Raw genomic sequence first — 25,838 nt, 5'->3', positions numbered from 1 at the left:
AAGTGCTGGTGATGGTCAGACGGGTGCGGGGCCGGTCGACGCGCGGACGACCAGCTCGGGCCGCCCGTCGAGCGGTGCGTCGGGCACGTCCTCGCCGCACCGGGCGAGCAGCGCCCGCGCGGCGGCGGCGCCGACCCGCTGCACCCGCTGGTCGACCGTGGTCAGCCGCGGGTGCAGCCAGCGGCCGAGCGGCAGATTGTCGTAGCCGACGACCGACAGGTCCTCGGGCACGCGCAGGCCCGCGCGCTGGGCGGTGCCGATCCCGCACACCGCCATCGAGTCGTTGGCGTAGACGAGGGCCGTCGGCCGGTCGGCCAGGGCGAGGAGTTCCCGGGTCGCGGCGACGGCCGCCGCCTCGCTGAAGTCGGTGTGCAGGACCGCCGCCGGGGCGAATCCCAGGGCCTCCTCGAACGCGGCGAGCCGCAGCCGGGTGTGCTGGAGCTCGGCGGGGCCCGCGACATACGCGATCCCGCGATGCCCCAACTCCCGCAGATGCGCCGCGACTTCACGCACACCGGCGCCCTGGTCGGCGAGCCCGACCACCGGCACCCCCGGCGTGGGCGCGCCGAGCAGCACCGCGGGCAGCCCGAGCCGGGCCAGCAGCGCCGGGCGCGGGTCGTCGGCCCGCGCGTCGGTGAGGACCGCGCCGTCCACCCGCTTCTCGGCGGCGAGCCGCTCGTACAGCGCGCCCTCCTCGGCGACGTCCGCCACCAGGTGCAGCAGCAGGCCGTAGCCGCGCGGCGCCAGCTCGCCCTCGATACCGGTGATCAGCTCGCCGAAGTGCGGGTCGGCGCCCAGCACGTCGGTCGGCCTGCGCACCACCAGCGCCAGCGTCCGGGTCCGCGCGCTGCGCAGCGCCGTCGCCGACGCGCTCGGCGACCAGCCCAGGTCGAGCGCCGCCGCGAGGATCCGCTGCCGGGTCGACTCGGCGAGCCGCCCCTTGTCGTTGAACGCCTGCGACACGGCCGCCGTCGACACCCCGGCCGCCGCCGCCACCGCCTTGATGGTCGGCCGCGCACCCGCTTTCGCCCCGCTCACATCTTCACCGCCCCACTCACCAGTGCCTGCTGCATCCGCTTCTGCAGCACCGTATAGACCACCCACACCGGGACCAGGGTCAGGACGGTCCCGGCCGTGAGCACGCCGTAGTCGGTGCCCGTGATGGCCTTCAGGGTGGGCAGCGCGACCTGCACCGTGCGCTGCGCCGGGTCGGGGCCGACGATGACGAGCGAGTACAGGTACTCGTTCCAGAACGTCAGGAAGTTCAGCAGCAGCACCGTCGCGATGCCGGGCAGGCACATCGGCGTGTACACGTGCCGCAGCACCGCGAAGGTCGAGGCGCCGTCGAGCCGGGCCGCCTCCTCCATCTCCTTCGGGATCGTCCGCATGAACTGCACCAGGATCACCACGGACAGCGGCATCGCCGTCGCGGGGAGGAACAGCACCATGAAGATCCGCGTGTGGAACAGGCCCGTCGCGGCGGCCAGCAGGAACGTCGGGAACAGCGCGGCGAACGTCGGGATCAGGAACCCCAGCGAGAACACCTTCTCCACCGCCGACGCGAGCCGCCCCGTGGAGCGGGCCAGCGCGAACGCCGCCGGGATCGCGAGGAGCAGCGTCAGCGCCAGCGAGAACACCGTCACCAGCGCCGAGTTGACCACCGCGAGGCCCAGATCGGCGCTGGTGAACGCCGTCGAGAAGTTGTGGAACGAGAACGACGACGGCAGCGCGAAGGGATGCGCGAAGATCTCGTCGTTCGACTTGAACGCCGACGCGACGAAGTAGTACAGCGGAATGACCAGAAGCACCGCGTACAGCCACACCAGGATGTGCGCGGGCAGCCACGAGCGGCCGAACCTCGACCGGGCCCGCGTACGGGACGGGGAGTTCATGACGTACGGCTCCGATCGGTTCAGTGGTTCTGGCGGAAGGCCCGCCGGATGGCGAGCAGCCCGACGAGGCCGACGAGGAAGAGGAGGACGCCGACGGTCTGGCTGTAGCCGAGGTCCGCCGCGATGAACGCCTTCTGGTAGACGAGGAACGACAACGTCGTCGACGAACTGCCCGGACCGCCCTGGGTGAGCAGCAGCACGTGCTGGGCCGACCCGAACAGCGTCCACAGGAACTGAAGCATCGTCACCACGCCCACGTAGTCCCGGATCACCGGGAAGTGGATGCGCCACATGGCCCGCCAGTGCCCGGCCCCGTCCAGCTGCGCCGCCTCGCCCAGCTCCTCCGGCACACTGCCGAGCCGGGCCGCGAACAGCACGGCCGTGAAGCCGATCCCGGCCCAGATGTCGAGGGCGATCAGACAGGCGAGCGCGGTGGACGGCGAGGCCAGCCAGGCGTCGGAGAGCGAGCCGAGCCCGACCGCCTTCAGGCCGCCGTTGAGCAGCCCGTCGGGGGAGAGGGCCGCGTAGAAGACCATCGCCTTGGCCGGGGTCGAGATCAGCCCGGGGATGAAGAGCAGGTACCGGATGACGCGATGGCCGGGCGGGCGCTGCGCCACGTAGTAGCCGACCATGTACGCGCAGACCACCATCACCGGGACGGCGACCGCCAGTTGGACCGCCGTGTTCCGCACCGCCTCCCAGAACACCGGGTCCGCGAAGACGGTCCGCGCGTTGTCGAACCCGGCGAACGACACCGGCTGGAGCATGCCCGGCCAGTGCAGCGCCGCCACCACGAAGATGGCGACCAGCGGGCCGACCATGAACACGAGGTACCAGACCAGCGCGGGCACCGCGAGGACCGTGCCGCCCTGCCGGCGCGGGCGGGCGCCGGGCCCGGCCGAGGGGGAGGGCGGTACGGGGCGGCGGACCGCTGTGCCGCCCGACGCCGTCGACGTCGTGGTCGCCATGAACAACTCCCTTGCGGAGGAGGAGAAAAGAAGGGGGACGGCGGTCAGACGCCGCGGTAGGCGGCTTCCAGGACCGAGCGGACCTTGGCCGCGCTCGTGCCGCGCGTGAAGGACGTACTCGTCGCCGTGATCAGCGGCTGGCTCGCCGCGGGCGGCACGTACACGTCCGGCAGCAGCACCTCGCTGACGTCCTTGCCGAGCCGCTGCGCCGCCGCCACCAGCGGGAAGCCCGTGCTCACCGCGTCCGAGCGCAGCGCCATGTCCCGGCCCGCCTCCTTGATGAACCGGGCGACGGTGTCCTCGCGGTAGAAGAACTTCAGGAACTTCTCGACGGCGTCGATCTTCTTCGTGCCGTTCGGGCTGATCCAGAAGCCGATGAGGGTGTACGTGCGGATGATCGTCGGCCTGTCGTGCGCCGCGCCCGGGGCCACCGGCCAGCCGCCCACGTCCGTGTGGCGCGCCACCGCGTCCGGGACCTTCGCCAGCGCCGACGACATCGCCGACTGCATCGCCGCGGCCTGCGTGTTGAACTGCGTCGTCATCGAGTCGGACGTCAGGCCCTGCGCCTTGTCGGTGAAGACGCCCGCGTCGCGCAGCTCGACGAAGTACTCGATGCCCCGGCGCGCGCCCCGCCCGCCGAAGTCGCCCGTCGTGTAGACGTGCCGGGCCTCGTCCTGGCTCAGGAACGTCTGGATGACCTGCGCGAGCAGCTTCTGTCCCGTCCAGTCGTTGCCGCCGACGGTGACGGGGGAGAGGCCCTTGCCGCGCAACTTCCGCGCGGCGCCGATCAGTTCGTCGCCGGTGCCGGGGACCCGGTCGACACCGGCCCGGTCGAGCAGCGAGCGGTTGAAGGCCACCGGCCAGTTCGTGGCGAAGTACGGGAAGGCGCGCAGCCGGCCCTTGGCGTCGGTCCAGGCGTCGAGCGCCACGTCCCGCACCCGCTCGCGCAGCCCCCAGTCGTCCAGATAGCCCTTGACGTCGACCGTGGCGCCGACGTCCGTCCAGGCCAGCGTCTTGTCGTACAGGTTGACCATGACGACGTCCGGCTCCTTGCGGGCCAGCCGCGAGGTCTCGTAGACCTGCGCGAGATCGTCGCCGTTGACGAGGTTGCGGACCTTCAGGCCGGTCTCCTCGCGGAACCGGTCCAGGGCCGCGAGATACGTGGGGGAGCCGGGCGCCGTGGTGCCGAGCTGGCTGTGCACCACGAGGGTGTCGGGGTCCTCGTCGGCGGCGGCGAGGGCGGAGCAGCCGGACAGGGCGGGCAGGGCGGAGGCGGCTGCGAGGGAGCCGCCGGCGGCGAGCAGGGCACGCCGACTTGTCGTGGAACGCACAGCGGGCACAGCGGTATGTCTCCAACCGGGGGAGTGGTTAATCGATATACCTGCGGGGGTGCGAGCACCGTACGAGGGCAGGGGGAAACGGTCAACCCCCTGTTGCACAGGGTGGAACGGAGACGGAGAACGCACGGGTGGCCGCCACCGGACCCGGTGACGGCCACCCACGCGGACCGGTCAGTACGACAGGTGGTGCCCGAAGCGGTGCAGCGGCGAGCGGGTGTCGAACGGCACGTCCTCGCGGCTCTCCTCGACCGCCTTCATCGACGACGGCAGGTCGAACGGCAGCCGCCCCTCGGGTGCGCAGCGCCCGAAGACCAGGTCGAGCAGGGCGTCGTCCTCGGCCCCGAAGTCACCCACGACGGCCGTCGCCGCCCCGGCGATCTCCGTGAGCACGGCCGGCCGCTCCAGGTAGACGAGCACGACCGTCGGCACCCGGGCCGCGACCGCGCCCACGTGCTCCACGACCTCCTCGGGGAAGTCCAGGGAGCCGCCGTGGAACCAGTCGCTGAGCGCCGTGCCCCGGTCCTCGAAGGGCGCCCGCAGCCGCAGCACGGCGACCTCCGCGTCCGCGACGTCCGTGACCGGGCTGCCGTACGCGGCGACCAGTTCGCGGTCGAGGCCCTCCGCGTACACGCGCAGGCCCGTGCCGTCGGACAGCGGCAGCAGTGCGTCGGTGTTCTGCACCAGGACCAGCGAGCGGCGCTGCGCCCGCCGCCCCGCCTCGCGCAGCGGCGCCGAGCCGACCGTGCGCACGGCGGCCTCGGGGTCGACCCGGCGCCGCTCGAACAGCCCGAGCCGGAACTTCTCCCGCAGCAGCCGGCGCACCGACGCGTCGATCCGCTCCTCCGGCACCACGCCCTCGCGCACCAGCTCCACCACCAGCTCGGTGCAGTCGTCGCCGCCGAACTGGTCGACGCCCGCGTCGAGGGCGCGGGCCAGCCGCCGCGCCGGGGTCAGCTCCTCCAGGCCGTAGGCGTGGGCGTCGAAGACATCGCCCGCGAGCATGGTCGACTCGATGACGTTCCAGTCGGTGCAGACGATGCCGTCGAAGCCGTAGTGCCCCCGCAACAGGTCGGTGACCACCGGCTTGTTGAAGGCGAAGCCGACCTCCTCCCAGCCCGGCACGGCCAGCGGCATCCCGTAGTAGGTCATCACCTGCGTGGCCCCGGCGCGGAACGCCGCGTCGAACGGCAGCTCGTGCAGCCGGGACAGACCGCCCGGGTAGACCTGCTCGCGGTGCGCGGGGTCGTGCGCGTCCTCGCCGCCCAACTGCGGCCCGCCGCCCGGGAAGTGCTTGACCATCGCCGCGACCGACCCGGCGCCGAGCGTGTCGCCGCCGCGCAGTCCGCGGATGAACGCCGCCGTCATGTTCGCGACGGTGACCGGGTCCTCGCCGAACGTGCCGTACCCGCGCGACCAGCGCGGGTCGGTGAACAGGTCGGCCATCGGCCCGAGCGCGACCCGGATGCCGAGCGCGGTGTACTCGCGCCGCACCACGTCCCCGTACTCCTCGGCGAGCCGTACGTCACCGATCGCGCCGATCCCGGTGTGCTCGGGCCAGCGGGACAGCCGCTCGATGGCCTGACCGGCTGCCGGGCTGGAGAACATGCCGTGGCGGGGGTCGGTGGAGACGGTGACGGGGATGCCGAGCCGGGTGTCGGCGGCGAGGTCCTGGAGCCGGTTGTGCCAGAGCGCGATCTCGTACGGATCGGTGCCGTTGAGCAGGTTGAAGTGGGTGATGTGCCGGCCGACGACCAGCTCGTGGGCGGTGCGCACGCCGTTGGCCGCGTCCGGTACGGCCAGCAACTCGCCGCCCGGGGCGAGGGTGTTGGCGGTGTGGAAGAGCTGCCCGGCCTTCTCCTCCAGGGTCATGCGGGCGAGCAGGTCGGCCACGCGCCGCTCGACGGGCAGCTCGGGGTCCAGGTAGGGGTGGGTGGAGTGGTTCATGACGGAACTTCCTTGTACGGCGGGGAGGTTGCTGCTCAGCGGCGCTTGACGGGGAGCACGGCGGGGATCGCGAGCAGCGCGGCGAGCAGACCGAAGACGAACAGGGCGGGGTAGTTGTCCCCGCCGCCCAGGGCGAGCAGCGTCGGCGCGATCAGCGTGATCAGCGAGTAGGGCAGCGTGGCGGCGATGTTCATGACGCCGAGGTCCTTGGCCGCGTTGTTCGGGTCGGGCAGCACGTCGGCGGGCAGCGCGATGTCGACGGCGAAGTACACGCCCATGCCGACGCCGACGATCGCCTGCGCGATCAGGAACCCGGTCACCGAGGTGGCCAGCGCCATCACGCCCATAGAGGAGGCGAGCAGCACGGCGGCCGCGAACACGACGGGCTTGCGGCGGCCGATCCGGTCGGAGATCCGCCCCGCGGGCACGGTCGCGATCAGGATGAAGATGTTGGCGACGAGGCTCCCGACGAACACGTAGTGCGTGACGGCGTCGTCGTTCTGGCCGAGGTAGTCGGACAGGTAGTAGGCCATGTACGTGGTGACGGTGGCGTACGAGGTCCACATCAGGAAGCGGCTCAGCCAGGCCCAGCCGAAGTCCGGGAAGCGCACCGGGTTGGTCCACAGGAACGCGATCAGCTGCCGGAGCGTGAGCGGCGGCACCTGGTCGGCGGTGACGCGGCGGTCGCGCCCGTAGAGCAGGAACGGCACGACCAGGGCGGCGCCGACGAGTGCGGGCACCAGCATGAGGGCGGTGGTGGAGGCGTTCAGGGCGTCGACCAGGAAGGTGCCGCCGAGCGTCGCGAGCGGGTTGGCGAGGGCGAGCACGGCGGAGGCGAAGCCCATCTGCCGCTCGGGCACCTGGTCGGCCAGCGCGCCGTAGATGGCGGCCACCAGCGCGTTGTAGAAGCACTGCGCCAGACACCAGCCGACGACGATCTCCCAGGTGCTGTCCGCGTACGCGATCACCGCGATGCCGACGAAGCCGCCGGCCGTGCCGATCACCATCCAGGGGCGGCGGGCGCCGAACCGGGAGGTGGTGCGGTCGGAGAGCAGTCCGAACAGCGGGTTGGCCACGAGCGCGACCAGCGCGCCGACGCCCAGCGCCAGCGACAGGGTGCCGACCTTGCCGGCCGCGTCCATCCGCTCGACCTTGAGCGCGACGGAGACCAGCGACGGGACCAGGACGCCCATCCAGGCGCCGAGCAGCGCCAGGAAGTGCACGAGGACGAAGGTGCCGGGGACGCGCTGCTTGGCGTCGTCCCCGGGCGGTACGGGGGCAGCGCCGGGATCGGCGCTGACGGGGACGGACATGGTCACAACTCTCCTTCGAGTCATGGGTGGTGCTCGTGGTGCGGGGCGTTCAGCCGGCGTGGCCGCCGCAGGAGTCACGGATCACGAGTTCGGTGGGGACGGTGAAGTGGGCCGGGGGCCGGCCGTGTTCGATGGAGTCGAGCAGCATCCGGACCGCGGCGGCGCCCATCTGCCGGAACGGCTGGCGGACCGTGGTGAGCGGCGGCCGCATGACGCGGGCGATGGGGGAGTCGTCGAACCCGGTGACGGCGACGTCCTCGGGGACCCGGTGGCCGCTGGTGTGCAGGGCGTTCAGCGCCGAGAAGGCGATCTCGTCCCAGGCCGCGGCGAGGCCGTCGGGGTCGGTGCCGAGCAGCTCGGTGATCTCGTCGGTGGTCGGTTCGCGGTCGCCGGGCAGCAGGGTGAGGGCCGGGTCGTAGGCGATGCCGCCCTCGCGCAGGGCGTCGAGGTAGCCCTCGAAGCGCTCCTGGGCGAACGCGTCGTTCATCTGGCCGCCCACGAAGGCGATCCGGCGCCGCCCGTGCCGCACCAGGTGCGTCACCGCCTCGCGGAACCCGGCGCGGTTGGTGCTCTCCACGTACGGCAGGTCGAGGCGGTGGCCGCGGTCGTCGATGACCACGGTCGGCATGCTGGTGTGGGCGATGGCGCCGATGTGCCGGGGCGTGCCCTCGGGCATCAGCAGGATCAGCCCGTCCATCGGCAGCGTCGGCAGGGTCTGCGTGACGAACTCCCGCTCCGCCTGCTCGCCCGGCCGCAGCGGGTGGACCAGCAGGTGCAGCCCGCGCCGGGCGCTCTCCTCGGCGATGCCGTACTGGATGTCGGAGTAGCCCCACCACTGCTCCAGCGGCATGAGCAGCCCGAGCGTGTCGTGCCGGCCGGTGCGCAGGGAGCGGGCGCTGGAGCTCGGCGCGTAGCCGAGGTCGGCGGCGATCCGCTGGATCCGCTCGCGGGTCTCGGCGCCGACGTCCGGATGCCCGTTCAGCGCGCGGGAGACGGTGGGCTTGCTGACACCGGCCTCCCGGGCGATGTCCGCGATGGTGACACGGGGCATGGGGCCTCACCTGGGTCGTCGAGCGGTCGGGCACCGGCCGCCTCGGTTCTCTGCAACAGTTCCGCAATCGATTGCGGAACAGTTCCGAAAGTAACCCCGGCGGGCCGTGGGGCGCAAGGGGCCCCACGGCCCGCCGGGGTCGCCACCGCGCTGCTCCCGGGCTGCTCAGACCTGCTCGGCCCGGAACCCGGCCGGTGTCACCCCCGCGTGCTGCTGGAAGTACTTCGAGAAGTTCGCCGAGTCCGGCACCCCGACCGCCGCCCCGATCCGGCCCACCGGCAGGTCGGTGTGGGCGAGGAGGCGCTTGGCCTCCAGGACCACGCGCCGGTCGATGAACGCCTTCGGGGTCAGCCCGGTCGCGGCGCGCACCGCGCGGACCAGGGTGCGCCGCGAGTAGCCGAGCTCGTCGGCGTACGCGCTGACGCTGTGGTTCGTCGTGAACTGCTTCTCCACCGCCGCCCGGAACCGGGTGAAGGTCGTGTCGGCCTGCGGTTCGAGGGCGTCGGCGGCGGCCTGCGCCGAGACGTGCGCCACCCGCAGCATGAAGGCGGTCAGCGTGTGCCGCAGGACGCTGGTGTGCAGGCTCAGGGGGAGGGTCGAGGTGTCCAGGTACTCGCGCTGCAACTGCTCCAACGACGCCTGGATCGCTGCCTGTTGGGCCTCGTCCGGGTGGAGCAGCGGTGGCCGGTCGTAGCGGTACATGCCGGTCGCCTCGACGATGGCGCGCGGCAGGAATCCGGGCTGCATCGTCAGGCTCGTGCCCACGTACTCGTCCGTCGCGGAGAAGCCGTGCACCTGCCCCGGCCGGATCCACAGGATGTCGCCCGCCCCGGCCTCGTACTCGGTGAAGTCGATCATGTGACGGACCGGGCCCGCGCGGAAGAACAGCAGCACGTGGAAGTCGATGCGGTGCGCCCGCCGGGACGGGGCGGCGACGCCCTCCCACGGTCCGCCCGCCCCCATCGGTCCGACGCGCATGCCGACCCCGGACAGGCTCTCCGCGGGGTCGAAGGGGTACGTACGGATGTGCTCCGTCGGTCCCAGATGTGCGCTCGGATGTGCGGGGTCCTGCTCCGGCATGCGTGTTCCTCGGTGTCGGCCGTTTCTGCTGTCCCATTTTCACCGAACGCTGGCACGGGGCCACCTGTCCCCTCAAAAGTATGACCTTTAGATTTGAAGCCGGGCCGACCAGGAGGTTTGGATTCTGGGGGCCGGTGCCTCGCGGCGCCTTGGATGGACAACGGATGCGAAGGAAGTCATACAGATGAGCACGCAGACACCCGACGGCCTCGACCCCTTCGAGCGCCCCTTCGAGTGGACCGAGCTCGACCAGCGCGCCGTCGACACCGCCCGCCTGCTGGCGGCGGACGCCGTGCAGAAGGTCGGGAACGGGCACCCGGGTACGGCGATGAGCCTCGCCCCCGCCGCGTACACCCTGTTCCAGAAGGCCATGCGGCACGACCCGGCCGACCCGGAGTGGACCGGCCGCGACCGCTTCGTCCTGTCGCCCGGCCACACCAGCCTGACGCTCTACACCCAGCTCTTCCTGTCCGGCTACGAGCTGAGCCTGGACGACCTGAAGGCGTTCCGCACGCAGGGCTCCAAGACGCCCGGCCACCCCGAGTACGGCCACACCGCCGGTGTCGAGACGACGACCGGCCCGCTGGGCCAGGGCGTCGCCAACGCGGTGGGCATGGCGATGGCCGCCCGCTACGAGCGCGGCCTGTTCGACCCCGAGGCCGCTCAGGGCGAGAGCCCCTTCGACCACACGATCTGGGCCATCGTCTCCGACGGCGACCTGGAGGAGGGCGTCTCCGCCGAGGCCTCCTCGATGGCCGGCCACCAGAAGCTCGGCAACCTCGTCTTCGTCTGGGACGACAACCACATCTCCATCGAGGGCGACACCGCGACCGCCTTCTCCGAGGACGTCCTGGCCCGCTACGAGGCGTACGGCTGGCACGTGCAGCGGATCACCCCGCAGGAGAACGGCGACGTCGACGTCCAGGCCCTGCACGCCGCGCTCGCCGCCGCCAAGGCCGTGACCGACAAGCCGTCCCTCATCGCGATGCGCACGATCATCGCCTGGCCCGCCCCGACCAAGCAGAACACCGAGGGCTCGCACGGCTCCGCGCTCGGCGCCGAGGAGATCGCCGCCACCAAGCGCGTCCTCGGCTTCGACCCCGAGCAGGACTTCGTCGTCGAGGACGCCGTCGCCGCCCACGCCGGGCTCGCCCTGGACCGCGGCGCCGAGGCCCACGCGGCCTGGGACAAGAAGCTCGCCGAGTGGCGGAACGCCAACCCCGAGCGCTCCGCGACGCTGGACCGCGTCCTCGCCGGCCGCCTGCCCGAGGGCTGGGAGGAGCACCTGCCCGCCTTCGAGACAGGCACCAAGATCGCCACGCGCGCCGCGTCCGGCAAGGTCCTCCAGGCCCTCGGCCCGGTCGTCCCCGAGCTGTGGGGCGGCTCCGCCGACCTCGCCGGCTCGAACAACACGACGATCGACAAGACCTCGTCGTTCCTGCCCGTCGGCAACCCGCTGCCCGAGGCCGACCCCTACGGCCGCACCGTCCACTTCGGCATCCGCGAGTTTTCGATGGCCGCCGAGATGAACGGCATCGCGCTGCACGGCAACACCCGCATCTACGGCGGCACGTTCCTCGTGTTCTCCGACTACATGCGCAACGCCGTCCGCATGTCGGCGCTCATGCAGCTCCCCGTCACCTACGTGTGGACGCACGACTCCATCGGCCTCGGCGAGGACGGCCCGACCCACCAGCCCGTCGAGCACCTGGCCTCGCTGCGCGCCATCCCGGGCCTGAACATCGTCCGCCCGGCCGACGCCAACGAGACGGCCATCGCCTGGCGCGAGATCCTGCGCCGCGGCTCGGTCAAGCCGGCCCCGCACGGCCTGGCGCTCTCCCGCCAGGGCCTGCCCACCTACGAGGCCAACGAGGCCGCCGCCAAGGGCGGTTACGTCCTCGCCGAGGCGTCCACCGGCACCCCCGACGTCATCCTCATCGCCACCGGCTCCGAGGTGCAGCTCGCCGTCGCCGCCCGCGAGCAGCTGGAGTCCGAGGGCGTCGCGACCCGCGTCGTGTCGATGCCGTCCGTCGAGTGGTTCGAGGAGCAGGACCAGGCCTACCGGGACTCCGTCCTGCCGCCGTCGGTCAAGGCCCGCGTGGCGGTCGAGGCGGGCATCGCCCTGACCTGGTACCGCTACGTCGGCGACGCCGGCCGGATCGTCTCCCTGGAGCACTTCGGCGCCTCCGCCGACGCGAACGTCCTCTTCGAGCAGTTCGGCTTCACCGCCGAGAACGTCGCCGCCCAGGCCCGCGAGTCCCTCGCCGCCGCCCGCGCCTGACCCCCACGAACCTCACCGCACTGAGTCACACCGAAGGAAGATGAAGCACACCATGAGCAACGCCGCTACCTCGTCGCCCCTCAAGGCCCTCTCCGACGAAGGCGTTTCCATCTGGCTGGACGACCTGTCCCGCACCCGCATCGAGTCCGGCAACCTCGCCGAGCTGATCGAGAAGTCGCACGTCGTCGGCGTCACCACCAACCCGTCGATCTTCCAGGCCGCCATCGGCTCCGGCGCGGGCTACGAGGACCAGCTCGCCGACCTCGCCGTCCGCAAGGTCACCGTCGACGAGGCCGTCCGCATGATGACCACGGCCGACGTCCGCGCCGCCGCCGACATCCTGCGCCCCGTGTACGACGCGACCGGCGGCCGCGACGGCCGGGTCTCCATCGAGGTCGACCCGCGCCTCGCGCACGACACCGAGGCCACCATCGCCGAGGCCAAGCAGCTCGCCTGGCTCGTCGACCGCCCCAACGTCATGATCAAGATCCCGGCGACCCTCGCGGGCCTCCCGGCGATCACCGAGGTCATCGGCCTCGGCATCTCGGTCAACGTCACGCTGATCTTCTCCCTCGACCGCTACAAGGCCGTCATGGACGCCTACCTGGCCGGTCTGGAGAAGGCCCACGAGCGCGGCCTCGACCTCTCCGTCATCCACTCCGTCGCCTCGTTCTTCGTCTCCCGCGTCGACACCGAGATCGACAAGCGGATCGACGCCCTCGGCACCGACGAGGCCAAGGCCGTCCGCGGCAAGGCCGCCCTCGCCAACGCCCGCCTCGCCTACGAGGCCTACGAGCAGGTCTTCGCCTCCGAGCGGGCCACCAAGCTGGCGGCCGCCGGCGCCAACAAGCAGCGCCCGCTGTGGGCCTCGACCGGCGTGAAGGACAAGGCGTACAAGGACACCCTGTACGTCGACGAGCTGGCCGCCCCGGGCACCGTCAACACGATGCCGGAAGGCACCCTCAACGCCACCGCCGACCACGGCGACATCCACGGCGACGCCGTCTCGGGCACCTACGAGACCTCCCGCGAGGAGCTGGCCGCCGTCGAGAAGCTCGGCATCTCCTACGACGAGGTCGTCCAGCAGCTCGAGGACGAGGCCGTGCAGAAGTTCGAGGCCGCCTGGAACGACCTGCTCGCCACGGTCGCCGACCGCCTCCGGGGCGGCGAGGCCAAGTGAGCGTCTCCTCCCTGCCGTCGCAGGAGTGGGCCAACCCGCTCCGCGATCCCCGCGACCGCCGCCTGCCGCGCGTCGCGGGCCCCTCGGGGCTCGTCATCTTCGGCGTCACCGGTGACCTGTCCCGCAAGAAGCTGATGCCGGCGGTCTACGACCTCGCCAACCGCGGTCTGCTCCCGCCCGGCTTCTCGCTCCTCGGCTTCGCCCGCCGCGAGTGGGAGGACCAGGACTTCGCCCAGGTCGTCCACGACTCGGTGCGCGAACACGCCCGTACCCCCTTCCGCGAGGAGGTCTGGGCCCAGCTCGCCGAGGGCATGCGCTTCATCCCCGGCGACTTCGACGACGACACCGCGTTCAAGCAGCTGCGCGACGCCGTCGACGAGCTGGACGAGAAGCAGGGCACGAGCGGCAACTACGCCTTCTACCTGTCCGTCCCGCCGAAGTTCTTCCCCAAGGTCGTCCAGCAGCTCAAGAAGCACGGCCTCGCGGACGCCCCCGACGGCTCCTGGCGGCGCGCCGTCATCGAGAAGCCGTTCGGCCACGACAGCGAGTCGGCGCGCGAGCTGAACGCGATCGTGCACGACGTGTTCGCCCCCGAGCAGGTCTTCCGCATCGACCACTACCTCGGCAAGGAGACCGTCCAGAACATCCTGGCGCTCCGCTTCGCCAACCAGATGTACGAGCCCATCTGGAACCGGTCGTACGTGGACCACGTGCAGATCACCATGGCCGAGGACATCGGCATCGGCGGCCGCGCCGGCTACTACGACGGCATCGGCGCCGCCCGCGACGTCATCCAGAACCACCTCCTGCAGCTGCTCGCCCTCACGGCGATGGAGGAACCGGCCGCGTTCGACGCCGAGTCGCTCGTCAACGAGAAGCTCAAGGTCCTCAAGTCCGTCCGGCTCCCCGCCGACCTGGAGCGCTCCACCGTGCGCGCCCAGTACGCGGCGGGCTGGCAGGGCGGCGAGAAGGTCCGCGGCTACCTCCAGGAAGACGGCATCGACCCGCAGTCGAAGACCGACACCTACGCCGCCGTGAAGCTGGAGATCGACAACCGCCGCTGGGCGGGCGTCCCGTTCTACCTGCGCACCGGCAAGCGCCTGGGCCGCCGCGTCACCGAGATCGCGGTCGTCTTCCAGCGCGCCCCGCACTCCCCGTTCGACTCCACCGCCACCGAGGAACTCGGCCAGAACGCGGTCGTCATCCGGGTCCAGCCCGACGAGGGCATGACCGTACGCTTCGGTTCGAAGGTCCCGGGTACTTCGATGGAGATCCGTGACGTCTCCATGGACTTCGCGTACGGCGAGTCGTTCACGGAGTCCAGCCCCGAGGCGTACGAGCGGCTGATCCTGGACGTGCTGCTCGGCGACGCCAACCTCTTCCCGCGCACGGAAGAGGTCGAGGAGTCCTGGCGCATCCTCGACCCGGTCGAGGAGCACTGGGACACCCACGGCAAGCCCGCGCAGTACGCGTCGGGCAGCTGGGGCCCGGGGGAAGCGGACGAGATGCTCGCACGAGACGGACGGAGCTGGCGCAGGCCATGAGGATCGACCTGACCGACACCACGGCAAGCAAGATCAACAAGGCGCTCGTCGAAGGGCGCCGGGCCATCGGGACGCCCGCCGTGGGCATGGTCCTGACGATGGTCATCGTCACGGACGAGGAGAACGCGTACGACGCGACGAAGGCCGCCCAGGAGGCGTCCCGCGAGCACCCCTCGCGCACCCTCGTCGTCATCAAGCGGACCGCGCGCTCGCCGCGGGACCGCCAGGGCAACCGGCTCGACGCCGAGGTCCGGGTCGGCTCCGACGCGGGCACCGGCGAGACCGTCGTCCTGCGCACCCACGGCGAGGTCAGCAAGCACGCCGCCTCGGTCGTGCTGCCGCTGCTGCTGCCCGACGCGCCCGTCGTCGTGTGGTGGCCGGTGGACGCCCCGGAAGATCCCGCCAAGGACCCGCTGGGCGCCCTCGCGGCCCGCCGCATCACCGACGCCTACGCGGTCGAGGACCCGATCGGCGCCCTGGAACTGCGTGCCAGGTCCTACGCCCCCGGCGACACCGACCTCGCCTGGACCCGCCTCACCCCGTGGCGTTCCATGCTGGCCGCCGCCCTCGACCAGGCCCGCGCCGAGATCGTCTCCGCGGCCGTCGAGTCCGAGGCCGAGAACCCCAGCGCCGAACTGCTCGCGCGCTGGCTCGGCACCCGGCTCGGCGTCGAGGTCGAGCGGGTCACCACCGACGGCCCGGTCGTCACCGCGGTCCGCCTCGGCACGCCGAACGGCGAGATCGTCATCGATCGCCCCGACGGCCCGCTCGCCACCCTGTCCCTGCCCGGCCAGCCGCAGCGCACCCTCGCCCTGAAGGTCCGCTCCACGGCCGAACTGATCGCCGAGGAGCTGCGCCGCCTCGACGCCGACGAGATGTACGCCGTCGCGCTCCACGGCAGCGCCTCCGGCACCAAGGAGTCCGTTCAACATGCCTGAGAACGCCCCTCTGCTGACGCGCCGCCCGCAGTGGACCGCCCTCGAGGACCACCGCGCGAAGTTCAACGGCACGCACCTGCGCGACCTGTTCGCCGGTGACCCGGGGCGCGCCGGGCGCTACACCGTCCAGGTCGGCGACCTGCACATCGACTACTCCAAGCACCTGGTCACGGACGAGACGCTCGCCCTGCTCCAGGAACTGGCCACCGCCACCGACGTGTTCGGGCAGCGCGACGCCATGTTCCGCGGCGAGAAGATCAACACGACCGAGGACCGCGCCGTGCTGCACACGGCCCTGCGCGCCCCGGCCGGCACGGTGATCGAGGTCGACGGCGAGAACGTCGTGCCGGGCGTGCACGCCGTCCTCGACAAGATGACCGCCTTCGCGGACAAGGTCCGCTCCGGCGAGTGGACCGGCCACACCGGCAAGCGCATCAAGAACGTCGTGAACGTCGGTATCGGTGGCTCCGACCTCGGCCCCGCCATGGCGTACGAGGCCCTGCGCCCGTTCACCGCGCGCGAGCTGACGTTCCGCTTCGTGTCGAACGTGGACGGCGCCGACCTGCACGAGGCCGTCCGCGACCTCGACCCGGCCGAGACGCTGTTCATCATCGCCTCGAAGACGTTCACCACCATCGAGACGATCACCAACGCCACCGCCGCCCGCACCTGGCTGCTCGCCGGCCTCGGCGGCGACGGGGCGGCCGTCGCGAAGCACTTCGTCGCCCTCTCCACCAACGCCGAGAAGGTCTCGGACTTCGGCATCGACACGGCCAACATGTTCGAGTTCTGGGACTGGGTCGGCGGCCGCTACTCCTTCGACTCGGCCATCGGCCTGTCGCTGATGATCGCCATCGGCCCGGACCGCTTCCGCGAGCTGCTCGACGGCTTCCACCTGGTCGACGAGCACTTCCGCACGGCGCCCGCCGAGGCCAACGCGCCGCTGCTGCTCGGCCTCCTGGGCATCTGGTACGGCAACTTCCACGGCGCCCAGTCGCACGCGGTGCTGCCGTACTCGCACTACCTGTCCAAGTTCACCGCCTACCTCCAGCAGCTCGACATGGAGTCCAACGGCAAGTCCGTGGACCGCGAGGGCCGCCGCGTGGAGTGGCAGACCGGCCCGGTCGTCTGGGGCACCCCGGGCACCAACGGCCAGCACGCCTACTACCAGCTCATCCACCAGGGCACGAAGCTGATCCCGGCCGACCTCATCGGCTTCGCGAACCCGGTCGACGAGCTGAGCGACGACCTCAAGGGCCAGCACGACCTGCTGATGGCCAACCTGTTCGCGCAGGGCCAGGCGCTCGCCTTCGGCAAGACGCCCGACGAGGTCCGCGCCGAGGGCGTCGCCGAGGAACTGGTCGCCCACAAGACGTTCCAGGGCAACCACCCGACCACGACGATCCTGGCGAAGGAACTGACCCCGTCGGTCCTCGGCCAGCTCATCGCCCTCTACGAGCAGAAGGTCTTCGTCCAGGGCGCCGTCTGGAACATCGACTCCTTCGACCAGTGGGGCGTCGAACTCGGCAAGGTCCTCGCCAAGCGCGTCGAGCCCGCCCTCACGGAGGGCGCCGAGGTCCCCGGCCTCGACCCCTCCACCCAGGCCCTGGTCGGCACCTACCGCGCGCTGCGCGGCCGCACGTCCTGACCCCCACTCGTTCCCAAGACTCCCGAAAGTAAGTGAACTGACATGCAGCTTGGTCTCATCGGTCTCGGCAAGATGGGCGGCAACATGCGCGAGCGCATCCGCCGCGCGGGCCACGACGTCATCGGCTACGACCGCAACCCCGAGGTCTCCGACGTCGCCTCCCTCGCCGAGCTCGTCGAGAAGCTCGAAGGCCCGCGCGTGGTCTGGGTGATGGTCCCGGCGGGCGCCGCGACCCAGTCCACCGTCGACGAGCTCAAGGAGCTCCTGTCGGAGGGCGACATCGTCGTCGACGGCGGCAACTCCCGCTGGACGGACGACGAGAAGCACGCCGCCGAGCTGGGCGTGAAGGGCATCGGCTTCGTCGACTGCGGCGTCTCCGGCGGCGTGTGGGGCCTCCAGAACGGCTACGCGCTGATGTACGGCGGCTCCGAGGCGGACGTCGCCAAGGTCCAGCCGATCTTCGACGCCCTCAAGCCCGAGGGTGAGTTCGGCTCGGTCCACGCCGGCAAGGTCGGCGCCGGCCACTTCTCGAAGATGGTCCACAACGGCATCGAGTACGCGATGATGCAGGCCTACGCCGAGGGCTGGGAGCTGCTGGAGGCCGTGGACTCGGTGACCGACGTCCGCGAGGTCTTCCGCTCCTGGCAGGAGGGCACGGTCATCCGTTCCTGGCTCCTCGACCTGGCCGTCAACGCCCTCGACGAGGACGAGCACCTGGCCGACCTGCGCGGCTTCGCGCAGGACTCCGGCGAGGGCCGCTGGACGGTCGAGGCCGCCATCGACAACGCCGTCCCGCTGCCCGCGATCACCGCGTCCCTCTTCGCGCGCTTCGCCTCGCGCCAGGACGACTCGCCGCAGATGAAGATGATCGCCGCGCTGCGCAACCAGTTCGGCGGTCACGCGGTGGAGAAGAAGTAACTCTCCGAACGCCTGCGCTACCCGGCCGGTGGGGAACGGGCCACGTCATGTGGTCCGTTCCCCACCGGCCGTCGTTCTACGGGATCCATGGCAGCGCCCCCGACCTGCGTGCATGCGCCACCCTCCACGCGCCCGGGGAATCCGGCACGGAGCGGCACCGGGGGACACCTACGATCACCCGCTGTGACAGAACCTCACTCCATGACAACATCCGGTGATACGGCCGACGTTGTCATCCTCGGGGCCGGACCGGCCGGCCTCCTCCTCGGCAACCTCCTCCAGCGCGGCGGCGTCGACTGCGTCGTCCTGGAGCGGGGCAGCCGGGAGCACATCCAGACACGGGCGCGCGCCGGCTTCCTCGCCGCCCACACCGTGCGGATCCTGCGGCGGCACGGCCTGGCCGACGGCCTGGACCGGCACGGCCACGACCACAGCACCTGCGAGTTCCGCTCCGACGACGGCCGCTTCCGCCTCGACTACAGCCGCCTCGGCCGGGGCGAGCGGCACACCGTCTACCCCCAGCAGGCCCTGGTGACCGACCTACTGGCCCACTACCTCGACGCCGGGGGACGCGTGCGCTTCACCACCGAGGCCCTGGAGGTGCGGGACACCGACACCGACCGGCCCACGGTCACCGTCCGCACGCCCGACGGGCGCCCCGCACACTGGCGGGCCCGGTACGTGGCGGGCTGCGACGGCCGGCACGGCGCCGCCCGCCGCTCGCTCCCCGCGGACGCGGTCCGCCGCCACCACCTCGACCACGGCGTGAGCTGGCTGGGGCTGCTCGCCGAGGCCCCGCCCAGCCTGGACGCCGTCGGCTACGGCGTGCACGGCCGCGGCTTCGCCGGGCACATGGCCCGCACCTCCACCGTCACCCGCTACTACCTCCAGTGCCCCCGCGACACCCGCGCCGACGACTGGCCCGACGACCGGATCTGGGCCGAACTGGCCCTGCGCCTGCGCACCGACGCCTACGGACCGCTGCACCAGGGCCGGATCAGCCACCGCGGCGTCGTCCACCTGGAGTCCGACGTGGTCGAACCCCTGCGCCACGGCACGCTGTTCCTCGCCGGCGACGCCGCCAGCCTGATCAGCCCCTCCGCCGCGAAGGGCGCCAACCTCGCCGTCCTGGAGGCCGAACTCCTCGCCGAGGCCCTGCTCGACGACCTCGCGCACGGCGACCCCGCGGGCCTCGACACCTACTCGGCGCGCTGCCTGGACCACATCTGGCGGGCCCAGGAGTTCTCCCACTGGATGATCGGGCTGCTGCACGGCAGCCCCGGCACGGACGGCGAAGCGCGGTTCCGCGACTCCCTGCGCCGGTCCCGGATCTCCGCCCTGCGCGACTCCCGCGCCCAGCAGGACTGGTTCGCCGAGCACTACGTCGGCGTCGGCGCGGTCCGTGCTGCCTGAACGTTTCTTTCTTCCTTCTTCCCCTTCCTGCCTTTCCTCTTCTGATGCTGAGTACTGGAATCGAGGCACCACACCCGATGGTCACCACGACGGCAGGCGAAACGTCCCGGCTGCGCGCGACGGTCGACTTCGTCCGCGAGCAGGACACCGCCACCCTGCTCCCGCTGCTGCTGCCCGGCCTCGACGGCCCGGAACTGCGCTCCCTGGCGGACCGCTGCCGCTTCGCCCACGCGGCCCTGCTGCTCTTCCCCTGTGACGAACAGGAACTGCACACCACCCTGACCGCGTGCGGCCTCACCGCCGACGGCCCGCCGCGCCCGAGCGTCGTGGTCCGTGAGCGCCTCGCCGTGCGCCACCACCGCGACCCCGCCGACCTCGACGTCGGCATCCTGCGCCCCGCCGTGACCGGCCTCGACGGGGCGCACCGCACCGTCGAGATCTTCGCCCTGACCGTCCCGCCGGGCTCCGGCCTCGACCCCCTCGTCGCCCACGAGCGCGAGCGGCAGCACGAGGCCCATCTCGCCTTCGAGGTCGACGGCCCCGACCCGCTGGTGCTGCGCGGCCTGTGCGCCACGCTCGCCCGGCACGGCGCGGTGCCCGACGGCGGCGGCTACAACCCGCACGAGAACGGCACGGTCTTCTACTTCGCCGCGCCCGACGGCGCGAAGACCGAGTACCGCCGCATGGAGCTCTACGCCCCCGGCGACCACCGCGACGTCCTCGCCGCCCATCTCGCCGAGCACCGCGAACGGCAGCCCGCCGAGGCCCTGCTGCGCCTGCTCACCGGCGCCTGGACCACCCAGGCCCTCGCCGCCTGCGCCGAGCTGCGGATCGCCGACGCCCTAGAGATCCGGCGGGGGACCGGCCTCGACGACCTGGCGGAACGTATCGGCGCCACCCCGAGCTCCCTCGCCACCCTCCTGCGCTATCTGGAGACCCTGGGCGCGGTGACGGCGGACCCCGCCCTCGCCGACGGCTACCGGCTCACCGCGCTCGGCGCCCTGCTGCGCACCGACGCACCCGAGTCGATGCGCCCCCTCGCCCTGCTGTACGGCGGCCCGTTCTACCGTTCCTTCGGCGCGCTCGCGCACACCGTGCGCACCGGGGAACCCGGCTTCGAGCACGTCTTCGGCGCGCACCACTTCGACCACTTCGCGGCCGACCCCGAACTCGCCGATCTCTTCGACCGGTCCATGGCCGCCGGCGCCGCCATGTTCGGGCCGCTGCCCACCCACCCGGTCCTGCTCGCCGCCGGCCGGGCGGACACCCCGGCGACGGTGGTCGACATCGCGGGCGGCAACGGCGCGCTGCTCGGCCGGATCCTCGCCGTGCACCGGCGCCTGCGCGGGGTCCTCCTGGAGCGCCCGCACGTCGTCGAGGCCGCCCGCGACGCCCTGGAGGCCGCCGGTCACGGCGCGCGCTGCACGTACCGCGGCGGGGACTTCGCGGACGTTCCCGCCGACGGCGACGTCTATCTCCTGTCGCGCGTCCTGCACGACTGGGACGACGAGCGCTGCCGGGAGATCCTGCGGCACACCGCCCGCGCGATGCCCGGCCACGCCGATCTGCTCGTCGTCGAACGAGTGCTGCCCGCCGACGGCTCGGCCTCCCTGGCCACCGCCTGGGACCTCCACATGATGTGCAACGTCGGCGGCCGCGAGCGCCGCGCCGAGCACTACGCCCGCCTCTTCGCGGACGCGGGCCTGACCCTGGTCGGCCAGGAGCCGCTGCCGCTCGACGGCACCGTGCTGCACGTACGGAAGGCGGCCGCCGCGAACTGATCCGGCAGGGGGTGCTCCGCCCGGGACGCGACCTTCCCGGGCGGAGCCACGAACGGCGCGAGTGGTCTTGACAACAGCATTGGTCCATACCAACTTGGGTGCGCACAGTAGCAGCACGGCACCACCAGCTCCGCGCACGTCCCCAACACCCCCCTAAACACCGGGAGTTCGTGTGTCCCCGACCGGAAGACGGCGTCCTTCGCGACGCTCCGGAAGATCCCGCATCCTCGCCCTCCTCGGCACCGCCGCCCTCGCCGTCGGCGGCGCGGTCGCCCTGCCGGGCACCGCCCAGGCGGCCAACATCCTCGGCAACAACGGCTTCGAGACCGGCTCGCTCGGCCCCTGGTCCTGCACCGGCAACCTCGGCTCCGTGGTCTCCAGCCCCGTCCACGGCGGCACCAAGGCCCTGGCGGGCGCCGCGAGCGCGAGCGACAACGCCAAGTGCAGCCAGACGGTCGCCGTCCAGCCGAACACCACGTACACGCTCTCCGGCTGGGTGCGCGGCAGCTACGCCTACCTCGGCGTCGACGGCGGCGGCTCCACCTGGACCCAGTCCCCGTCCGCGTACGCCCAGCTCACGGTGAAGTTCACCACCGGCGCGTCGCAGACCAGCGCCACGGTCTACACCCACGGCTGGTACGGCCAGGGCACCTACTACGCCGACGACATCAGCCTCGACGGCCCCGGCGGCAGCACCGACACCCAGGCCCCGACCGCGCCCACCGGTCTGACCTCCACCGCCAAGACCTCGTCCAGCGTCTCCCTGTCCTGGGGCGCGGCGAGCGACAACGTCGGGGTCACCGGCTACGACATCTACAGCGGCGGCAGCAACAAGCTCCTGACGGTCAGCGGCACCTCGGCCACCGTCTCCGGGCTCTCGCCCTCCACCGCGTACAGCTTCACCGTCAAGGCGCACGACGCGGCGGGCAACAGCTCACCGGCCTCGAACGCGGTCTCCGTGACGACGAGCGCGGGCTCCGGCGGCACCACCGGCTTCAAGCAGGCCGCGCCGTACTTCTACACCGGCTGGGGCAACCCGCCCAGCCCGTCCACCGTCATGAGCGCCACCGGCGTCAAGTGGTTCACCATGGCGTTCATCCTCTCCTCCGGCGGCTGCAACCCGGCCTGGGACGGTTCGCGCGCCCTCACCGGCGGCCAGGACCAGACCGCGATCAACGCCATCCGGGCGGCCGGCGGCGACATCGTCCCGTCGATCGGCGGCTGGAGCGGCAACAAGCTCGGCCCCAACTGCTCGACACCGGAGGCCCTCGCGGGCGCCTACCAGAAGGTGATCGACGCGTACGGCCTCAAGGCGATCGACGTCGACATCGAGAACACCGACGAGTTCGAGAACACGGTCGTGCAGGACCGCATCCTGAACGCCCTGAAGATCGTCAAGGCCAACAACCCCGGCCTGCGGACCATCCTCACCTTCGGGACGTCCACCACCGGCCCGACGTCCTACGGCAACCGGCTCATCGAGCAGGCCAAGGCCCTGAACGCCGACATCGACGTCTTCACGATCATGCCGTTCGACTTCGGCGGCGGCAACGACATGTACGGCAACACCGTGAACGCCGCCGAGGGCCTGAAGACCAAGCTCAAGTCCGTCTTCGGCTGGGACGACACGACCGCCTACGCCCACATCGGCATCTCCGGGATGAACGGCCTCAGCGACCAGCAGGAGACCACGACCCCGGCGATCTGGACCCAGATCAAGGACTGGGCGAACAGCAAGCACATCGCCCGGCTCGCCTTCTGGTCGGTCAACCGCGACCGTCCGTGCGCGGGCGGCGGCGTCGCCGAGAACTGCTCCGGCATCAGCCAGGACAACTGGCAGTTCACGAAGATCACGGCCGGCTTCACCGGCTGATCCGCACGGCGAACGGATCAACTTCCATGTAGGCACGGGGACTTACGCGCGGCATCCGCCGCGCGTACAGTCTCGTAGCACCTCGTTTAGTTACGTAACTTTACCGAGGAGCTGCCCGTGTCCTTCGCACACTCCGGCACCGACCAGGTCGTCCTCGCCCTCGACTTCGGCGGCACCAAGACGGCCCTCACCGTCGCCGACGCCCGCCTCGGCACCCGGCTCCACGACCTGACGGTCGACACGGACCCGGACCTGAAGCGGGCCGTCGGCGCCGCGCGCGCCCTCCTCGCCGGCCGCGAGCCCCTGGCCGTCGGCGTGTCCACCATCGGCATCCCCGGCCCCGCCGGCGTGGCCCTCGCGGAGAACATCCCCGGCTGGGACCGGCTGCCCCTCGCCCATGAACTGGCCCTGGAATTCCCGGAGTCAGCGATCCGGGTCGCCACCGACGTGAAGGCCGCGGCCGCCCACGAGTACCGCTCCGGGGCCCTCGCCGGCTGCGAACCGGGCCTGTACGTGAACCTCGGCACCGGACTCGCCGTCGCCCTCGTCACCCAGGGAGCCGTTCTCGCCGGACGGCACGGCGCCTCCGGCGAGATCGGCTACAACCTGCGCCGCCTCGCCGACGTGGGCCGCACGGACCGCGTCCCGCTGGAGGACGCCGTCAGCGGCAGGGCCCTCCAACAGGGCGTCCTTACCGACGAGTTCACCCGCGAACTCGCCTTCCACCTCGTCAATCTCACCATCGCCGTCGATCCCCAGCGGATCGCCGTCGGCGGCGGCATGGTCCGCTCCTGGGACGCGCTGCACGACCCGCTGCGCACCGCCCTCGACGCGGCCGTGCCCTATCCGCCGCAGCTCGTACCCGCCGCGCACCCGTACGACGCGCCCCTGCTCGGGGCCCTGGCGCTGGCCGTCGCGGCAGCGCGTCCGGCACCTCCGGCACCGTAGAACACCACGAAGGGACTGGCAGGAATGAGGCCCACGCGCATCCTCGCCGTCGCGCTCATGCTGACCCTGGCAGCGACGGCCTGCTCCGAGACCAAGCACAAGGGCGACTCCGGGGGCGGCACAGGCGCCACCGGGAGCAGCGGCCCGAAGAAGAAGGGCGGCACCGTCACCATCGCCAACACGGCGGGCCAGACGTGGACGTGCAACTTCAACCCGTTCAACCCGGCCGTCTACAACACCTCGATCGGCTTCGTCTACGAACCCCTCGTCTTCGTCAACGCCCTCAAGGACCAGGCCGAGACACCGATGCTCGCCAAGAGCTACCGGTGGAACGCCGACAAGACCGAGATCGACTTCACCATCCGCCAGGGCGTGAAGTGGAACGACGGAAAGCCGTTCACCGCCAAGGACGTCGCCTTCACCTTCAACCTCATGAAGCGCGTCAAGTCGACCGACCTGTACGCCCTGTGGACCACGGCCGGACTCCGGTCGGTGGCCACCTCCGGCGACCACGTCAGACTCAAGTTCGACAAGGCCGCGCAGCCGTACTTCTACGCGTTCGCCCATCAGGTCGCCATCGTCCCCGAGCACATCTTCGGCTCCGGCGCCGCCGCCAAGAGCCCGGACACCTGGGTCGACAAGAAACCCGTCGGCACCGGCCCGTTCGAGGTCGACCCCTGCACGGCCAACAACATCCAGTACACGGCCAACCCCGACTACTGGCAGCCCGGCAAGCCGTACATCCAGAAGGTCGAGTACCCGGCCTACCTCGACAACGGCCCCGCCAACCTCGACCTCGCCAACGGCAAGGCGCAGTGGGGGAGTCAGTTCATCCCGGGCATCAAGCAGTTCTACCTGGACAAGTCGCAGGACAACCACACCTGGTCGCCGCCCGTCCAGAACGTCAGCATCTACCCGAACCTCGACCCGTCCCACAAGATGAGCAGCAACCTCAAGGTGCGCCAGGCGATCTCGCTCGCCATCGACCGGGAGAAGGTCTCGCAGATCGGCGTCGGCGGGCAGGTGCCCGTCGCCAACCAGTCGGGCGTCGTCACCCCGACGTTCGACAAGTACTTCGACGCGGACGCCGTGCGGAAGGCCGGCTTCGACCGGCCCGACCCGGCCCGCGCCAAGAAGCTCCTCGCCGGCCTCGGCTACTCCCCGGCCAAGCCGCTCAAGCTCACCATCCTCACCATCACCGGCTACACCGACTGGGACGCCTCGCTCAAGGTCATCAAGCAGAACCTGAAGGCCGTCGGCATCGACCTCGACGTCCAGGACCTCGCCCAGCAGACCATGGTCGGCCGCCTCTACACCGGCGACTACGACCTGGCCTACTACACCCAGCAGACCACGGGCCCGACCCCGTACTACGAACTGCGCCAGACCCTGCACTCCGCGAACACCGCGCCGCTCGGCAAGAACGCCGCCAGCAACTGGGAGCGCTACAAGAACCCGAAGGTCGACCAGCTCCTCAACGCGTACGCGTCGGCGGACCCGGCCAAACAGGTCGACCTCGTCAAACAGGTCGCCCAGTACATGATCGACGACGTGCCGGTGATCCCCGTCGTCGAGGCGGTCGACTGGTTCCAGTACAACACCAAGGACATCGCGGGCTGGCCCACCAAGGACAACCCGTACGCCCAGCCCTCGGCCTACAACTTCCCCGACACGGGTCAGGTGCTCACCCACCTGTACTCCACGTCGGCCCAGTAGGCGGTGGCCG

The 25,838-nt window shown here is 71.4% G+C and carries 19 protein-coding genes; 11 read left to right on the top strand and 8 right to left on the bottom strand.

Translation table 11 applies throughout. From position 1 onward, the window contains the following. Window positions 1–15 precede the first annotated feature (15 nt). The 8 genes from ABII15_RS08010 to ABII15_RS07975 all read right to left on the bottom strand — a co-directional run bounded on the left by ABII15_RS08010 (window position 16) and on the right by ABII15_RS07975 (window position 9,588). Window positions 16–1,038, bottom strand: coding sequence for a LacI family DNA-binding transcriptional regulator (locus ABII15_RS08010; protein WP_353941574.1), 1,023 nt, complete (start codon window positions 1,036–1,038; stop codon window positions 16–18). Next, window positions 1,035–1,892 (bottom strand): carbohydrate ABC transporter permease, encoded by an 858-nt coding sequence (locus ABII15_RS08005; RefSeq protein ID WP_353941573.1) that lies wholly within the window; start codon window positions 1,890–1,892, stop codon window positions 1,035–1,037. The genes ABII15_RS08010 and ABII15_RS08005 overlap by 4 nt, the downstream gene beginning before the upstream one ends. 20 nt (window positions 1,893–1,912) lie before the next feature. After that, complete coding sequence (locus tag ABII15_RS08000) at window positions 1,913–2,860, bottom strand: sugar ABC transporter permease (RefSeq protein WP_353941572.1); 948 nt, start codon at window positions 2,858–2,860, stop codon at window positions 1,913–1,915. 44 nt (window positions 2,861–2,904) lie between these two features. Next, on the bottom strand, window positions 2,905–4,191 hold the full coding sequence (locus ABII15_RS07995) for an ABC transporter substrate-binding protein (protein ID WP_353946989.1): 1,287 nt from the start codon (window positions 4,189–4,191) through the stop codon (window positions 2,905–2,907). Between the two features lie 180 nt (window positions 4,192–4,371). Then, a complete protein-coding gene (locus tag ABII15_RS07990) occupies window positions 4,372–6,144 on the bottom strand; it encodes a glycoside hydrolase family 3 N-terminal domain-containing protein (RefSeq protein ID WP_353941571.1) in 1,773 nt (590 codons plus the stop codon). Window positions 6,145–6,179: 35 nt separating this feature from the next. Further along, window positions 6,180–7,457: an MFS transporter gene (locus tag ABII15_RS07985; protein WP_353941570.1), complete on the bottom strand. Its 1,278-nt coding sequence runs from the start codon at window positions 7,455–7,457 to the stop codon at window positions 6,180–6,182. 49 nt (window positions 7,458–7,506) lie between these two features. Beyond that, the gene (locus ABII15_RS07980) at window positions 7,507–8,508 is read right to left on the bottom strand and encodes a LacI family DNA-binding transcriptional regulator (RefSeq protein ID WP_353941569.1); all 1,002 of its coding nucleotides are present in this window, start codon (window positions 8,506–8,508) and stop codon (window positions 7,507–7,509) included. 165 nt (window positions 8,509–8,673) lie between these two features. After that, complete coding sequence (locus ABII15_RS07975; RefSeq protein ID WP_353941568.1) at window positions 8,674–9,588, bottom strand: AraC family transcriptional regulator; 915 nt, start codon at window positions 9,586–9,588, stop codon at window positions 8,674–8,676. Between the two features lie 184 nt (window positions 9,589–9,772). On the opposite strand from ABII15_RS07975, the gene tkt reads away from it, so the two are divergent. The 11 genes from tkt to ABII15_RS07920 all read left to right on the top strand — a co-directional run bounded on the left by tkt (window position 9,773) and on the right by ABII15_RS07920 (window position 25,828). Next, complete coding sequence (gene tkt, locus ABII15_RS07970) at window positions 9,773–11,869, top strand: transketolase (protein ID WP_353941567.1); 2,097 nt, start codon at window positions 9,773–9,775, stop codon at window positions 11,867–11,869. 52 nt (window positions 11,870–11,921) lie between these two features. After that, window positions 11,922–13,049, top strand: coding sequence for a transaldolase (tal, locus tag ABII15_RS07965; protein WP_353941566.1), 1,128 nt, complete (start codon window positions 11,922–11,924; stop codon window positions 13,047–13,049). Then, window positions 13,046–14,593 carry a glucose-6-phosphate dehydrogenase gene (zwf, locus tag ABII15_RS07960; RefSeq protein ID WP_353941565.1) on the top strand — a complete coding sequence of 516 codons (1,548 nt, stop codon included), beginning with the start codon at window positions 13,046–13,048 and terminating at the stop codon, window positions 14,591–14,593. Before tal ends, zwf begins: the two co-directional genes overlap by 4 nt. Next, window positions 14,590–15,531 (top strand): glucose-6-phosphate dehydrogenase assembly protein OpcA, encoded by a 942-nt coding sequence (gene opcA / locus ABII15_RS07955; protein ID WP_353941564.1) that lies wholly within the window; start codon window positions 14,590–14,592, stop codon window positions 15,529–15,531. The genes zwf and opcA overlap by 4 nt, the downstream gene beginning before the upstream one ends. Then, complete coding sequence (gene pgi, locus ABII15_RS07950) at window positions 15,524–17,179, top strand: glucose-6-phosphate isomerase (RefSeq protein WP_353941563.1); 1,656 nt, start codon at window positions 15,524–15,526, stop codon at window positions 17,177–17,179. The genes opcA and pgi overlap by 8 nt, the downstream gene beginning before the upstream one ends. A gap of 42 nt (window positions 17,180–17,221) precedes the next feature. Beyond that, window positions 17,222–18,097, top strand: a complete 876-nt coding sequence (gene gnd / locus ABII15_RS07945) for a phosphogluconate dehydrogenase (NAD(+)-dependent, decarboxylating) (RefSeq protein WP_351445751.1) — start codon at window positions 17,222–17,224, stop codon at window positions 18,095–18,097. A gap of 201 nt (window positions 18,098–18,298) precedes the next feature. Next, window positions 18,299–19,510, top strand: coding sequence for a 4-hydroxybenzoate 3-monooxygenase (locus ABII15_RS07940; protein WP_353941562.1), 1,212 nt, complete (start codon window positions 18,299–18,301; stop codon window positions 19,508–19,510). A 44-nt stretch (window positions 19,511–19,554) separates the two neighbouring features. After that, complete coding sequence (locus ABII15_RS07935) at window positions 19,555–21,291, top strand: methyltransferase (protein WP_353941561.1); 1,737 nt, start codon at window positions 19,555–19,557, stop codon at window positions 21,289–21,291. A gap of 172 nt (window positions 21,292–21,463) precedes the next feature. Then, entirely contained in the window at window positions 21,464–23,164 is a 1,701-nt protein-coding gene (locus tag ABII15_RS07930) for a carbohydrate binding domain-containing protein (protein ID WP_353941560.1), read from the top strand. A gap of 117 nt (window positions 23,165–23,281) precedes the next feature. Next, the gene (locus ABII15_RS07925; RefSeq protein ID WP_353941559.1) at window positions 23,282–24,112 is read left to right on the top strand and encodes an ROK family protein; all 831 of its coding nucleotides are present in this window, start codon (window positions 23,282–23,284) and stop codon (window positions 24,110–24,112) included. A gap of 24 nt (window positions 24,113–24,136) precedes the next feature. After that, the gene (locus ABII15_RS07920) at window positions 24,137–25,828 is read left to right on the top strand and encodes an ABC transporter substrate-binding protein (RefSeq protein ID WP_353941558.1); all 1,692 of its coding nucleotides are present in this window, start codon (window positions 24,137–24,139) and stop codon (window positions 25,826–25,828) included. Window positions 25,829–25,838: the final 10 nt, after the last annotated feature.

The organism is Streptomyces sp. HUAS MG91 (assembly GCF_040529335.1).
GTDB lineage: Bacteria > Actinomycetota > Actinomycetes > Streptomycetales > Streptomycetaceae > Streptomyces > Streptomyces tabacisoli.
Note: the sequence above shows the minus strand (reverse complement) of the source record. Positions and strands in the feature narration are given on the sequence as shown.

Bases quoted from the DNA above. Each gene is read 5' to 3' on its own strand.
- ABII15_RS07935 (WP_353941561.1), top strand. From the start codon at position 19,555: ATGCTGAGTACTGGAATCGAGGCACCACACCCGATGGTCACCACGACG.
- ABII15_RS07985 (WP_353941570.1), bottom strand. From the start codon at position 7,457: ATGTCCGTCCCCGTCAGCGCCGATCCCGGCGCTGCCCCCGTACCGCCC.
- ABII15_RS07920 (WP_353941558.1), top strand. From the start codon at position 24,137: ATGAGGCCCACGCGCATCCTCGCCGTCGCGCTCATGCTGACCCTGGCA.
- ABII15_RS08005 (WP_353941573.1), bottom strand. From the start codon at position 1,892: ATGAACTCCCCGTCCCGTACGCGGGCCCGGTCGAGGTTCGGCCGCTCG.
- gnd (WP_351445751.1), top strand. From the start codon at position 17,222: ATGCAGCTTGGTCTCATCGGTCTCGGCAAGATGGGCGGCAACATGCGC.
- ABII15_RS08000 (WP_353941572.1), bottom strand. From the start codon at position 2,860: ATGGCGACCACGACGTCGACGGCGTCGGGCGGCACAGCGGTCCGCCGC.
- ABII15_RS07975 (WP_353941568.1), bottom strand. From the start codon at position 9,588: ATGCCGGAGCAGGACCCCGCACATCCGAGCGCACATCTGGGACCGACG.
- opcA (WP_353941564.1), top strand. From the start codon at position 14,590: ATGAGGATCGACCTGACCGACACCACGGCAAGCAAGATCAACAAGGCG.
- tkt (WP_353941567.1), top strand. From the start codon at position 9,773: ATGAGCACGCAGACACCCGACGGCCTCGACCCCTTCGAGCGCCCCTTC.
- ABII15_RS07990 (WP_353941571.1), bottom strand. From the start codon at position 6,144: ATGAACCACTCCACCCACCCCTACCTGGACCCCGAGCTGCCCGTCGAG.
- pgi (WP_353941563.1), top strand. From the start codon at position 15,524: ATGCCTGAGAACGCCCCTCTGCTGACGCGCCGCCCGCAGTGGACCGCC.
- tal (WP_353941566.1), top strand. From the start codon at position 11,922: ATGAGCAACGCCGCTACCTCGTCGCCCCTCAAGGCCCTCTCCGACGAA.
- ABII15_RS07980 (WP_353941569.1), bottom strand. From the start codon at position 8,508: ATGCCCCGTGTCACCATCGCGGACATCGCCCGGGAGGCCGGTGTCAGC.
- ABII15_RS07940 (WP_353941562.1), top strand. From the start codon at position 18,299: ATGACAACATCCGGTGATACGGCCGACGTTGTCATCCTCGGGGCCGGA.